This is a genomic window from Nitrospira sp. Nam74 (genome assembly GCF_965152615.1).
On record NZ_OZ224220.1, the window covers coordinates 1,172,902 to 1,185,213 of the forward strand.

A 12,312-nucleotide genomic window follows, 5' to 3' on the forward strand; every position below is an offset into this window, starting at 1 on the left:
GCAACCTTGTTTCGCCCTCTGTTCTCTGAAACGTTTGCAGATTACCTCCTGGTTGATTCGTTGTGCGCCTCCCTTCCTGGATTATCCAATACTTCACGAACTTTGCAGGACAAGACCTGAGGCGTAAACGGTTTTTGAAGAAAATCGGCTCCCGCCGGGAGCCCTTCCTGACGTAGCAGCGCCTCATCGGAATACCCCGACATATACAAGACTTTGACGTGCGGGCATTGTAACCGGAGGCGTTGCGCCAGCTCAACGCCTCCTAAGCGGGGCATCACAAGATCCGTAATTAAAAGATGGATTGCAGTGCACGTCTGTTCGACCGTGCGAAGCGCTACGTCGCCATTTGACGCGTCGATCACGTCATAGCCCTGGTGCACGAGCATGCTTGAAATAAGCTTGCTCACGGCTCGTTCATCTTCCACAACCAAGATACGTTCACGGCCCGTTGCTAACGTAGGTCCCGCTACCGGTAGAGGCGAGAGTGCAACAGTGGGACTCAGCCGAGGCAGATAGACTGTAAACAAGGAGCCCGATTGAGGCTCACTGATCACTTCGATATAGCCTCCGCTCTGCTTGATAATCCCGTAGACGACCGATAAGCCAAGGCCGGTTCCCTTTCCGACCTCCTTGGTTGTAAAAAACGGTTCGAATATCCGGCGCTTGGTGTCCGGATTCATTCCAATGCCGGTGTCCCGCACGCTCAGCTGAACATAGCTGCCCTCCTGCGAGCCTGGATGTTGACCCGTATAGACGGAATCGAGTTCGATGTTGGAGGTTTCGATGGTAAGCGTGCCGCCAGAGGGCATGGCGTCCCTTGCATTGAGAGCCAAATTCATGATGACCTGTTCGATCTGTATCGGATCTGCTTGCACGTGAGCGACGGGGGGCAGCTTCGTGACGAAATGAATTGACTCACCAATCAATCTGCTCAACATGGGCGCAATACTAGACACGACCATATTGAGATCGATCGGCCTGGGATGGGTCACTTGTCGTCTACTGAATGCCAACATCTTCTTAGTCAAGGCAGCTGCGCGTTCGCCGGCTAGCTTGATCTGTTCAACCTTAAGGCGTTTCTTATCAGCGGACTTCAGCTCATCCAAGAGCAGTTCACTATAGCCGTTGATGACCAAAATCAGATTATTAAAATCGTGCGCGATTCCGCCGGCCAATTGTCCTATGGCGTCCATTTTTTGCGATTGTAAGAGCTGCTCTTGGCTGGCCTGTAACGCCGCTTCGGTCTGTTTACGCTGCTGAATTTCTCCCTTCAGCTCTTTATTGAGTTGTTCAGCTTGTACATTGGCTGAAGTCAGATACTGAACCAGACCTGTATTTTCTGTGCGGAGTGTTAACGAGGAGACGATCGTGTCATGTAGGCGGCGAGCGGTGAACAACAACGCCAACATGAAGATCAGCAGGACTCCTCCCATGGTGAGATAGAGTTCGCCGGGCTGCCTGGCCAGCTGGACCATGATCGGGAGCAATGTCGGCAGAAAGAAGACGAGCAACGTTTCCATTCTCGATGCGAGGACAGCGACCGCGCCTGCTGCCATCCCGCCAAGCATAAAAATGAGAAACACCTGATGCGGTATGGAGTTCACCGGATAGAGGACTATGCCGGCCGCTCCCCATCCGAGTCCGGCGAACGCGGCTCCAATGCCATAACGGCGGCTCCATCGATCGGCCCTCGTGTCGGTGTCTGGCGATCGCCAATACTGATACACGAGGGCGGCGCGGCCTAACGTCACCATAGCCATGTACGCAAGCCACCATCCTACGATCGGTGCCGCAATGACATCTCGTTGTATGTACGCCAGAATAGGAGCATTGATCGCGGTTGCCAGGAGTCCTTCGATACTACTGCTATACAGGAGCCTGATTTGTTGCGGAAATATGTTGGCTGGAGCGGTGTCGGCAGATGCTGAGTGAGCCAATGCGGTGACATCCTGGTGAATGGTTCTAGGAAAATAGCATATTACGCCCGATTATCAAACGCCGCGGTGATACTGAGAACCAACAGTATGATCGTGTCGACCGTACTATTACAGAATTTACCTTTCCCTTTTCTCCTCGACATGCTATCGTCCTGTTCCTTGAAGCCTCTTGTTTTACAGTCGATTCTCCTGCGCCTCTGACTTTTCCTGTCCGTTCTGACTCTAGTTGAATGTCGCTCGTTGTTAAAGGAGTCCGTTCATGCGTGTATTTTTAATCCATGTCCGCGACCCGCAATTTTATGCGGTTCCCACGGCTACGCCTGACGTACACGGGAAAAAACGCATCATGGGGTTTCCGCCGATCGGTATCATGTCGCTCTCATCCGTCCTCAAGCAGGCCGGCCATGAGTGTGTGATGTTCGATCAGGCTAACCCCGATACACCGAACGAGCTTATTGTTGACGAGATTCAACGACAACAACCGGCGTTAGTTGGCCTCAGCTTTTTAAGCACCACGAGTTACCCCTATGCGAAGATCCTCGCGCGGCAGATTCGTGCCGTCAATTCTGCGGTCAAGCTCGCCTTTGGAGGCGTCTTTGCGACATTGAATGCTCAGTTAGTCAAATTACAATGTCCGGAGGTCGATTTCGTCTGTCGTGGCGATGGCGAACAATTACTGCTCGATCTGCTCGAGCGACTGGATGATCCGGCCACGGTCGCCGGTCTTACATGGGCCAAAGACGGGCGGCTCATGCATAACCCGAATCAAACTATTGAGCGACATCTTGATCGATGGCCATTTCCGGATCGTGAAAGCCTCCCGCTCGAATTTATCGAATCCATGCCGCTCGACGTACCGGCGGTGTTGTCGATGGAGCGGTTTACGACAATGCAGACGTCGCGCGGTTGTCCGTGGCCGTGTGTCTTTTGCGACATTCCCATGTTCAATGAGGGGAAATGGCGATCCAGAAGTGCGCAGCATGTCGTGGATGAGTTCAAGCATCTCCAGGCCCAAGGCTATGGATGCGTCTACTTTGTCGACGACCATTTTTTGCTCCAGCCTAAACGAATCGAGGCGATCTGCAAGGGCATACAAGAGGCCGGCGTCACGATCCAATGGGGGTGCGAGGGCCGTGTCGATTCAGTCGCTCAGCACCTGTTCCCGACCATGTCGAAGGCTCACTGTCGGACGATCATGTTTGGCGTGGAGAGTGGGAGTCAGAAAGTATTGGATCGGTTACAGAAAGAACAGACGCTCGCGGAGGTTGAAACCGCCGTCACGAACGCCAAGCAAGCCGGAATCGAAATCGTCCATGGATTTTTCGTGGTCGGCAGCCCGGAAGAAACAGTCGAGGACATGCGAGCCACCTTTAGCTTCGCTTCGAAGCTTCCCCTTGATACGTTCGCCTTCAACAGACTCTGCGTCTATCGGGGCACGCCGCTATGGCAAGAATATGTCAAACGAGGATTAGTCGATGATGCCGTCGACTGGTATAAATACTTCAAATGTTCCGAAATCGATCCCACGTGTCTTCGGGGGGAAGTGATCCATGCCGAACGTCGCGTGGGGTTGCGACGACTCATCATCTATAAATTCCTGCACTTTCCTGTGCAGGCGTTCCGACTGTTGCGTCGGTTCCTTCGATACATGCCGCTCGGCGACGTGGTCTATCTCATCGCGAAGCCGTTTCTCGGCACGGGGAAAGGTCCGACCAAGGCTGAGGTCTTATCTCGAGCGGTCGAGCATGGGGCGAGCAAAGATGCGGCGGCGACGCTAACGCAATTGACGGATGTCGAGCTTCAGGAAGTCATGCGGGAATCAAGGGCTGAACGTCAGCGGATCCAACGAGAGGCGAAAGAGCACCGTGAATTGCCCATGATTCACGTGTAAGGCCGGTCCCATGGTTATCGGTAGACTTTTGCGCGTATCTTCTATTAGTATCCGCCCGTTCTTACGGTGGCGGAACACCTTGGTTTTCGATTTTCCAGCGTGAATCGCCGCTGCCGCCTGTATACCCGAATGATTTTGTTCAGAGCGGTTTCCAAGGCAACAAGTTGAGCACCGTTTCGCCGGCCGGCCGTCATGGCCAGCCAGCGGCAATAAGGAGGGGCTTATGCGCATGCAGCCACGCCATCGCATCATCGAATGTCCGATCCACACCTCTTCCAAGCGGGTCGTTGTTACTACACTCACGATCGCACTGTTGGCGGCGCCGATATCGGTCGGTTGGGCCCAGGGCAATCAGGGGCATGATCAGATCCATAGCGCGAGCCCGACACAGTTTGGAATCGGCGCAGCGAGTGTCGTGTTGTCCATACCGTATGGAGCGGCCAAGATAACCTATGCGGCGCTTGGTGGGATCATCGGTGGCTTTACCTATCTCTTCAGTGCAGGAGATAAAGAAGCCGCGAAGGCCGTATGGACGCCCAGCCTAAACGGCACCTATGTGCTCACCCCGGATCATTTAAAGGGCGACAAGCCGATTCAATTCTTGGGCAGGGCTGAAGGTGATGATGTGGCGGAGCAGGCCGGTTCACGACAATCGATCCACCTTGTCGTGACCGATACCAGGTAGGTCGCGTCGCTAGACGGCGATTCCAAAGAGATCTTTCACGACTCGGCCGATGACGTAGGTGACGCCCACGGCGGCGGCAATGATGACGACGTTGGTGAGGATGCGTCGCCGAATGTTCATGCCGGAGAGAAAAGCCAGCAGCATAGACACCAGGATAATGACGCTGCCTGCAGTGATCAGTGAAAGGAGCGCACTGGTCGTGCCGAAGAGGACGGGCAGCAGCGGGACCATCGCACCTGCAAAGTAGCTGATTCCTACGACTATCGCAGCCCCTAGGGGGTGATCTTGTGGATCCTGGCGCAAGGATGCTTCCTCTAAGACTCCAGGCAATGAGGCATTCCCCAAAAAACGTTTCTTGTCTTCCTCCGTCGCATTAATTTCCCGTTCGGAACTAATAGCCACGTAGATCCCGGCTGCCATGGAAAGTGACCCTGCGACCGCAGTGGTCGAACCTGCAATAAGCACCATCGTGGCACTGCCAAATGCGCCGAAAAACCCGCTCACGGCGCCAAGAATTTCCACCAGTCCATCGTTGAGGCCTAGGAAGATATTCCGGATGCGCTCGGGATTGATCTTCCGTTCTGTCATTTGCGTGACAATGACATCCTCGTGTTTAAACTCATCCATGAGAATGCCCTTCACGGCCGAACCCAACGGCTGGTCTTTGTAGGTCTTCCAAATGGACAAGTACTTGCGCACACCATACACCTCAATGGCCTCAAGGATGAGATGAATGGCCGGAGCGCCGAATAAGCGACAGGTCCACACGATGAGCCGTAGCTTGAGACGACGCGGCAGATCAAGCTCCGTGAGCGGACTGTCAAAGAAGTGTTGCCAAAAGCTGACGTGCGTCTCCTCCACTCGAATTAACTCATCGAGAAGGTCTCGGAGTTGACCATCGGCGATGGCGCGCAGTTCACGATAGAGGGCGAGGTCGAAAATTTCATCCAGGATCAGTGTCCTGGCGAGGGCGGGGTCATGCGTCGGAGAAACTGGCATAGCCACAGCGTGCAAAAGGACGTGTTCAACTAAACCGACAAACCGATATAGCTAACTACCACAGGATGCTCAAAAAGGCCATCCAGCCCGACCGCAGGCGAAGAAAGAACCGGAGGCGTACCCTCTGGGGTACGTTGAGGATTCTTTCGAGCCGAGAACAAAGCTGGGGGCCTTTTTCAGCATCCAATCATCTCAATGAGTTGAGATGCCCACACCCATGGAGATCCTTGATCCTCGTGCTTGCAGTAAACAAAGCAGTCCTTTCCTCGGCGAGCCATATCAGTGAAACGTGCAGCCCATTCCGCTAATGTCGCTTCGGTGTATTGGCTCCGTCTCAACCGCACGTACCAGAAGTCGGCGGTATCGCGAATCTGGGCCGGAGACTCATCCGTATCTGCTGCTACCCAACTGACGCCATGATGCCTCATTAGTTCCTCCACTTCCGGCACATGCCAAGATTCGTGACGAAACTCGAGTGCCCAACGCGCCGTTCGCGGCGCTTGTTCTAAAAACGCCTTGAGCCGATTATCATCGCGCCGAAGATTGGGAGGCAGCTGCAGCAGGACAGGGCCAAGTCGTTTCTGCTCCATCAGCGGCGCCAGCCGATCTAGCATGACCTGGACAAAGGCCAGCGCGTCCGGCCGCAGTCGGTGCATATGCGTAATCTGCCGATGTGCCTTCGGTGAAAAGATGAAGGCAGAGGGTGTCTGATCCAACCATCCATGCACCGTTTGTGCGCTTGGCAAGCGGTACCATATTCCGTCCAGTTCGACCGTCTCGAAGCGACCGGCATAATAGCTAAGAAACTCAGTCGATTTGAGTTTCTCGGGATAAAAGCGCCCTGCCCCCTGCCAGGGCTTATACGAATAGCCGGATAAACCGATGTGAATATGGTTCATCGTGGATATTGAGCAGCCGCAAGGTGCGTCCTGTCAACCATTTTTACGTCTCATCGGTGCCATAACGTGCACTACAAGGCCTCTTCAGTGAGCAGCGCTGTTAAAAAAGGCGGTACGGCCGTATTCAACTTCCTGCTCCGCGATATTGGCGCCAGCTTCAACGATGGCGTGTCGCTCGGCGTTGGCTCATTCTTATTATTGCATCGGCCGCATCAAATATAAGTATAGAACCGATGCAGCTTGAATGGGTAAGAAACGTTCTTGTACTGGAAATTTCGATGGTCTTTGCGGGCAGGAGGAGACGGTTCAAAATGCCACGAGTTAACCGGATGAGGCCCGGAGCTCAGGAGGCAGGCTATCGTTAGAGGCACCGGTCAGCTCTGAGGAGCCAAGTCCAATTTATTGCCTCGTCAGGAAACGTGAAGGCAGGATGCTCAAACAGGTCATCCAAAGGCCGCAGGGAAGCTCGGATCGCGAAGCATACTTTTGGTATGTTGAGCGATCCGAGCGACCGAGAACGAACCTTCGGGAAGTGCGCGTCTCGGCGAGCCTGGGGGTCGGGTGAGTGAAATAGGACCCGTTTCAGTATCCTGCTAGGTGCCCATCTCCCATGAGGCCAGATACTTTTCCTGTTCCTTCGTCAGCTTATCGATCGCGACGCCCATGCCGGCGAGCTTGAGGCGGGCGATTTCTTTGTCGATGAGCGGCGGAACGGGATACACCTTCTTCTCCAACTTCTTGTAGTTCTTCACAAGATATTCGGCCCCCAAGGCTTGGTTGGCGAAGCTCATATCCATTACGCTGGACGGATGCCCTTCGGCGGTCGCAAGATTGACCAGCCTTCCTTCGCCGAGGAGATTTACTTTCCTGCCATCGCGTAACGTAAATTCCTCCACGCCCGTTCGAATGACCCGCCGTTTGCGGCTCTGTTTCTCCAGGGCAGGAATATCGATTTCGACATTGAAATGCCCCGAGTTACAGACAATGGCCCCGTCTTTCATTTGGGCGAAGTGGTCACCGCGAATGACGTGGATATTGCCGGTCACTGTCACGAAAAAGTCCCCCACCGCAGCCGCTTCTTCCATCGGCATCACTCGGAATCCATCCATGACCGCTTCGAGCCCCTTGACCGGATCGATTTCCGTAACGATGACATCGGCGCCCATGCCCTTTGCCCGCATGGCAATGCCGCGTCCACACCAGCCATAGCCCGCAACGACCACCTTGGAGCCGCAGATCAGCCGATTGGTGGCTCGGATAATGCCGTCCATCGTGCTCTGTCCGGTCCCGTAACGATTGTCGAACAGGTGCTTGGTATCGGCGTCGTTCACCGAGATAACGGGAAACCGCAGCACGCGGCGATCTGCCATGCTGCGAAGGCGGATCACCCCCGTGGTCGTCTCTTCCGTTCCACCGATGACGTGCTTGAGCAGGTCTTTGCGTTTCGAGTGGAGAATCGACACGACATCCGCGCCGTCATCCATGGTCACTTGCGGCCGATGGTCAATAGCGGATTGGATATGGCGGTAGTAGGTCTTGTTGTCCTCACCCTTTATCGCGAAGACCGCGATGCCGTCATGCTGAACCAGTGATGCCGCAACATCGTCCTGCGTGCTCAGTGGATTCGAGGCGCAGAGGCGAATCTCTGCGCCACCGGCTTGCAGCGTCTTCATCAAATTGGCCGTTTCAGTGGTGACATGCAAGCATGCGGTAACTCGAATGCCCTTCAGCGGCTGTTCGCGTTTAAAACGCTTCTTGATAAGCCGAAGGACCGGCATCGAGGCTTCAGCCCACTCAATCTTGAGCTTGCCCTGGTCCGCAAGCTTGATATCTTTCACATCGTAATCCACTGCATCCTCCTCGGCTTCGCAATCAATAAAAAGGGGGGACGGATTTGCGCATCCATCCCCCCATGGTTAGGTGAAGCGACCGTTACAGGCCCGCTTCCTTCTTAAGAATCTTGGCCTTATCCGTGGCTTCCCAGGTGAAGCCCGGTTCACTGCGGCCGAAATGTCCGTAGGCAGCCGTCTGCTTATAAATCGGGCGGCGTAGCTTCAAGTGGTCGATGATCCCGCGCGGCGTCATGGAGAAGTGTTTGCGCACAAGCTTATCGAGAAGATCAACCGATCCCTTCTCGGTATTTTTCGTATCGATCAAGATCGACACCGGGTCGGCCACTCCGATGGCATAGGCCAACTGCACCTCGCATTTATCTGCCAATCCGGCCGCCACAATGTTTTTCGCGATGTACCGAGCCATATAGGACGCTGAGCGATCCACCTTGCTGGGGTCTTTTCCGGAAAATGCGCCGCCGCCATGGCTGCCGACGCCCCCATAGGTGTCGACGATGATCTTCCGCCCGGTCAATCCGGTATCGCCCATCGGGCCGCCTGTCACAAACCGCCCGGTTGGATTAATATAGTACTTCACGCTGACGGGATCGAAAATGCCCTTCGGCATGACGGGCTTGATTACTTTTTCTATGATCTCGGTCTCGATTTTTTTACTCGTGATATCGGGACTGTGCTGTGTGGAGACGACAATCGTATCGATGCGCACCGGCTTGCCGTTCCGATATTCGACGGTGACCTGGGATTTGCCGTCGGGGCGGACCCACGGCAGAATTTTCTTTTTCCGGACCTCGGCCAGCCGTCGAGTCAATCGATGGGCTAAGACAATGGGCATCGGCATCAGCTCGGCCGTCTCGTTCGAGGCATAGCCGAACATCAGCCCCTGGTCTCCGGCTCCACCGGAATCCACTCCCATCGCAATATCCGGTGACTGCTGGTGGATCGACGTGATCACCGAGCAGGTGTGGAAGTCAAACCCCCACGAGGCATCGGTATAGCCGACATCCTTGATGACTTCACGGATGATATCGGGAATCTCGACGTAGGCTCTCGTCGAGATCTCTCCGGCGACAAACGCGATGCCGGTGGTCAAAATTGTTTCGCATGCGACCCGGCAAGTTTTGTCCTGGCCGATGATAGCATCGAGGATCCCGTCGGAAATTTGATCGGCAATTTTATCGGGGTGTCCCTCTGTCACCGACTCGGAGGTGAACAAATAGTGATCTCTCATTGTTGCCTCGTCTCTGTATTAAGGTGGTGGGGAACGGGGCCGTGGTACGTGTTCGGCGGCATAGGATCCCCTTAAAAGGCACAACAATTAAAACAGAGCGCCTGGGTTTGTCAATCAGCCTTTGGCAGTAGTCTAGTACGTGGTCATGCGCGGGCGGCTTGCTTGACAGTGGTTTCCGCCGACTTGTAAGATACCCACGCTCACACAAAGCTTTGATGATGCCACGATTTTTCTAATTTCAACGGCTTAAAGAAGTAGTGATCCCCCCATACCTTTTTTGCGCCGCAACTTGATGGACCAGACGGCGTGAAATTCTAGTGTAACCTGAAGGCGATAAGGCGTTGAACGCATGAACGGACGGGAGCAGATTGCGGTAGAACCGGAGGCCTCACAGCAGTCGCCAGGATTGGGTTGGAACGAAATCAAGACTGAATTGGTGACGTTTTTTGCCTCCATTAAACTGGCGATGTTCCTCTTTATCGTATTGGCGATGACGGCCACGATCGGTACCGTGATCCAACAGGGAGAACGCCCTGAAACCTACATTAAGGAATACGGCGAGGAAGCGTACCGCTGGTTTGTGCGATTGGGCTTCACGGACGTTTACCATACCTGGTGGTTTACCAGCCTTCTGGGTATGCTGTGCGTGAACTCCCTCACCTGTTTTTATAAGCGATTTCCAGGCGTGTGGAGGTCGATGAAGCATGATAAGGTGAATGTCTCCCTCCCCTTCATCAAAAACCTCAAACAGACGGCCGAGTTCCCCATTTCCGCCACAAAAGAAACAGTTGCGGAAGGCCTCGTGGGGCTTCTTGCCGAAAAGGGCTATCGCGTCCTGGCCAAGAATGACCCCCAAGAAGTAACCTTGTACGCAACGAAAGGCATCATGGGCCGAGTAGGGGCCCATATGGCGCATCTGAGCGCCACGGTCATTGTCCTTGGTGGGTTGATTGGAAGCTACTACGGATTTCAGGAATTCGGGGTGTGCCTGGAAGGTCAGACCTATCACATCCCTAAAGGCAATTTCGATCTTCACGTCGATAAGTTCTGGATCGATTATCACGAGAATGGTTCGGTGAAATCGTACAATAGCACGCTGACTGTCCTTGAACAGGGACAAAAGATGGCAACCAAGACCATTACGGTGAACGATCCGCTCGTATACAAGGGCATTTGGTTCTACCAATCCAGTTATGGCGACTCCTGGGATCGCATTGACGTCGCGCGAGTCAATGTGAAGGAGAAGGACACCGATAAGGTGGTGGGCACGGTTGACTTGGAATGGCAGAAAGAGGCGCAGCTGGATAAGCTTGGGCTGAAGCTGCTGATGACGGACTTCGTCGCCGACTTCGGCTTTAATTCTACCGATAAGAAGGTCTACTCCAAGACTGCAGAGCATGCGAATCCGGCTATTCGGCTGGCGATTACCGAGGGGGGACTGCAAACGTCCCCTTGGATTTTCTATCATTATCCCGAACTGTTCGACATCAAGGGTTCCAAATACGCCTTTGAATTGGTCGGCTATCAGCCGAAAAAATTCACGGGACTGCAGATCACGAAGGATCCGGGCGTGATCATCGTGTGGATCGGCTCTACCATGATCGTCGTCGGCATCACGCTGTCCTCCTTTATTTATCACCGGCGGCTGTGGGCGAAAGTGATCCCCAACGACAGCGGAGTCACCGTGCATCTCGGCGGCACGACACACAAAAGCCAAATCGATTTTCAAAAAGAGTTTCGTAAGCTGACGGAGCGGATCACGAAAATAAATGCCTAAAGGCGTATGACGTTTGGAGTCAGCTATCAGGCGTTCTGCACTCAGCTAAGATCTAAAAAGTGAATGCCGATAGCTGAGGGCTGATCGCTCGTTCTTGGGAGGTAATTATGGCTCGTTCGCTATTTTTGTTTGACATGACCTTTTGGCTGTATCTGGCCGCCTTGGTCTTATACGTGACCTATATGCTGGCCAAGCGCCCGGCGATGCAGTTGGCCGCCGCTGGACATCCGGTTGAATATTCCGAAGGAAACGACAGCGGCTGGGCCGCGCAGATCGGACAGGTGGCGACGATCGTGACGGTGTTCGGCTGGGTCGTCAATTCGTTGGCTTTGTTCACGCGTGCGTACGAGCGCATGCAACTCTCCGGGACGTTCGCTCCATGGTCGAATCAGTTTGAGGCCATGTCGTATGTCTCGTGGGCGATTATTTTAGGATACGTCCTGTTGGAATTCCGATACCGCATCAAGGCGATTGGGGCGTTTGTCGTCGGCATCGGATTCATTGCCATGGGAGCGGCTTCATTGCTCCCGTATCGGTATCAAACAGCCGAACCGCTCGTTCCGGCGCTGAATAGCTATTGGATTTATATCCACGTGTCCGTCACGCTGACCAGCTATGCCGCATTTGCAATGGCCGGTGGGTTGGGCGTGATGTATTTGCTGAAGGAGAGAGCTGAGCGGCGAGGAAAGGCCTCTTCCGGCCTTTATGCCTCGTTTCCGGATTTGGAGACGATCGACGAATTGGGTTATAAGGCGATCATGGTAGGCTTTCCGCTCCTAGCATTTGGAGTGATCCTCGGCGCGATGTGGGCCAACTATGCCTGGGGTGGATATTGGAGTTGGGATCCCAAGGAAACGTGGTCGCTCATCGTCTGGCTTATTTACGGGGCATATATTCATGCGCGCATGACGCACGGCTGGGAAGGCCGTCGGGCGGCGATCTACGCGGTGTTTGGATTTTTGATGGTCATCTTCTGTTTCTGGGGAGTGAACTTCTTGCTCAGTGGACTCCATGCCTACGCATGAAGTTTACTGAGCACGATG

General features: G+C 54.2%; 9 protein-coding genes. 4 read left to right on the forward strand and 5 right to left on the reverse strand.

Annotation, left to right across the window (positions count from 1 at the left end):
• Positions 1–41: 41 nt before the first annotated feature.
• Complete coding sequence (locus ACWHYZ_RS05680; protein ID WP_447986316.1) at positions 42–1,937, reverse strand: ATP-binding protein; 1,896 nt, start codon at positions 1,935–1,937, stop codon at positions 42–44.
• A 259-nt stretch (positions 1,938–2,196) separates the two neighbouring features.
• On the opposite strand from ACWHYZ_RS05680, the gene ACWHYZ_RS05685 reads away from it, so the two are divergent.
• Positions 2,197–3,828 carry a B12-binding domain-containing radical SAM protein gene (locus ACWHYZ_RS05685; protein WP_447986317.1) on the forward strand — a complete coding sequence of 544 codons (1,632 nt, stop codon included), beginning with the start codon at positions 2,197–2,199 and terminating at the stop codon, positions 3,826–3,828.
• A gap of 223 nt (positions 3,829–4,051) precedes the next feature.
• On the forward strand, positions 4,052–4,513 hold the full coding sequence (locus ACWHYZ_RS05690) for a hypothetical protein (protein ID WP_447986318.1): 462 nt from the start codon (positions 4,052–4,054) through the stop codon (positions 4,511–4,513).
• A 9-nt stretch (positions 4,514–4,522) separates the two neighbouring features.
• On the opposite strand, the gene ACWHYZ_RS05695 is transcribed toward ACWHYZ_RS05690, so the two are convergent.
• The 4 genes from ACWHYZ_RS05695 to metK all read right to left on the reverse strand — a co-directional run bounded on the left by ACWHYZ_RS05695 (position 4,523) and on the right by metK (position 9,492).
• Positions 4,523–5,512, reverse strand: coding sequence for a VIT1/CCC1 transporter family protein (locus tag ACWHYZ_RS05695; RefSeq protein ID WP_447986319.1), 990 nt, complete (start codon positions 5,510–5,512; stop codon positions 4,523–4,525).
• A gap of 176 nt (positions 5,513–5,688) precedes the next feature.
• Positions 5,689–6,411, reverse strand: a complete 723-nt coding sequence (locus ACWHYZ_RS05700; RefSeq protein ID WP_447986320.1) for a DUF72 domain-containing protein — start codon at positions 6,409–6,411, stop codon at positions 5,689–5,691.
• Positions 6,412–7,004: 593 nt separating this feature from the next.
• Positions 7,005–8,261, reverse strand: coding sequence for an adenosylhomocysteinase (gene ahcY, locus ACWHYZ_RS05705; RefSeq protein ID WP_447986321.1), 1,257 nt, complete (start codon positions 8,259–8,261; stop codon positions 7,005–7,007).
• 82 nt (positions 8,262–8,343) lie between these two features.
• Entirely contained in the window at positions 8,344–9,492 is a 1,149-nt protein-coding gene (gene metK, locus ACWHYZ_RS05710; RefSeq protein ID WP_447986322.1) for a methionine adenosyltransferase, read from the reverse strand.
• A 349-nt stretch (positions 9,493–9,841) separates the two neighbouring features.
• Between metK and resB the strand changes: the two genes are divergently transcribed.
• On the forward strand, positions 9,842–11,269 hold the full coding sequence (gene resB / locus ACWHYZ_RS05715; RefSeq protein ID WP_447986323.1) for a cytochrome c biogenesis protein ResB: 1,428 nt from the start codon (positions 9,842–9,844) through the stop codon (positions 11,267–11,269).
• Between the two features lie 107 nt (positions 11,270–11,376).
• Positions 11,377–12,294 (forward strand): c-type cytochrome biogenesis protein CcsB, encoded by a 918-nt coding sequence (gene ccsB, locus ACWHYZ_RS05720; RefSeq protein WP_447986324.1) that lies wholly within the window; start codon positions 11,377–11,379, stop codon positions 12,292–12,294.
• The last annotated feature ends 18 nt before the right edge of the window (positions 12,295–12,312 follow it).

Excerpts from the sequence above, each read along its gene's own strand:
- ACWHYZ_RS05685 (WP_447986317.1), top strand. The coding sequence starts at position 2,197 with ATGCGTGTATTTTTAATCCATGTCCGCGACCCGCAATTTTATGCGGTT.
- ACWHYZ_RS05690 (WP_447986318.1), top strand. The coding sequence starts at position 4,052 with ATGCGCATGCAGCCACGCCATCGCATCATCGAATGTCCGATCCACACC.
- ccsB (WP_447986324.1), top strand. The coding sequence starts at position 11,377 with ATGGCTCGTTCGCTATTTTTGTTTGACATGACCTTTTGGCTGTATCTG.
- resB (WP_447986323.1), top strand. The coding sequence starts at position 9,842 with ATGAACGGACGGGAGCAGATTGCGGTAGAACCGGAGGCCTCACAGCAG.
- ACWHYZ_RS05700 (WP_447986320.1), bottom strand. The coding sequence starts at position 6,411 with ATGAACCATATTCACATCGGTTTATCCGGCTATTCGTATAAGCCCTGG.
- ACWHYZ_RS05695 (WP_447986319.1), bottom strand. The coding sequence starts at position 5,512 with ATGCCAGTTTCTCCGACGCATGACCCCGCCCTCGCCAGGACACTGATC.
- metK (WP_447986322.1), bottom strand. The coding sequence starts at position 9,492 with ATGAGAGATCACTATTTGTTCACCTCCGAGTCGGTGACAGAGGGACAC.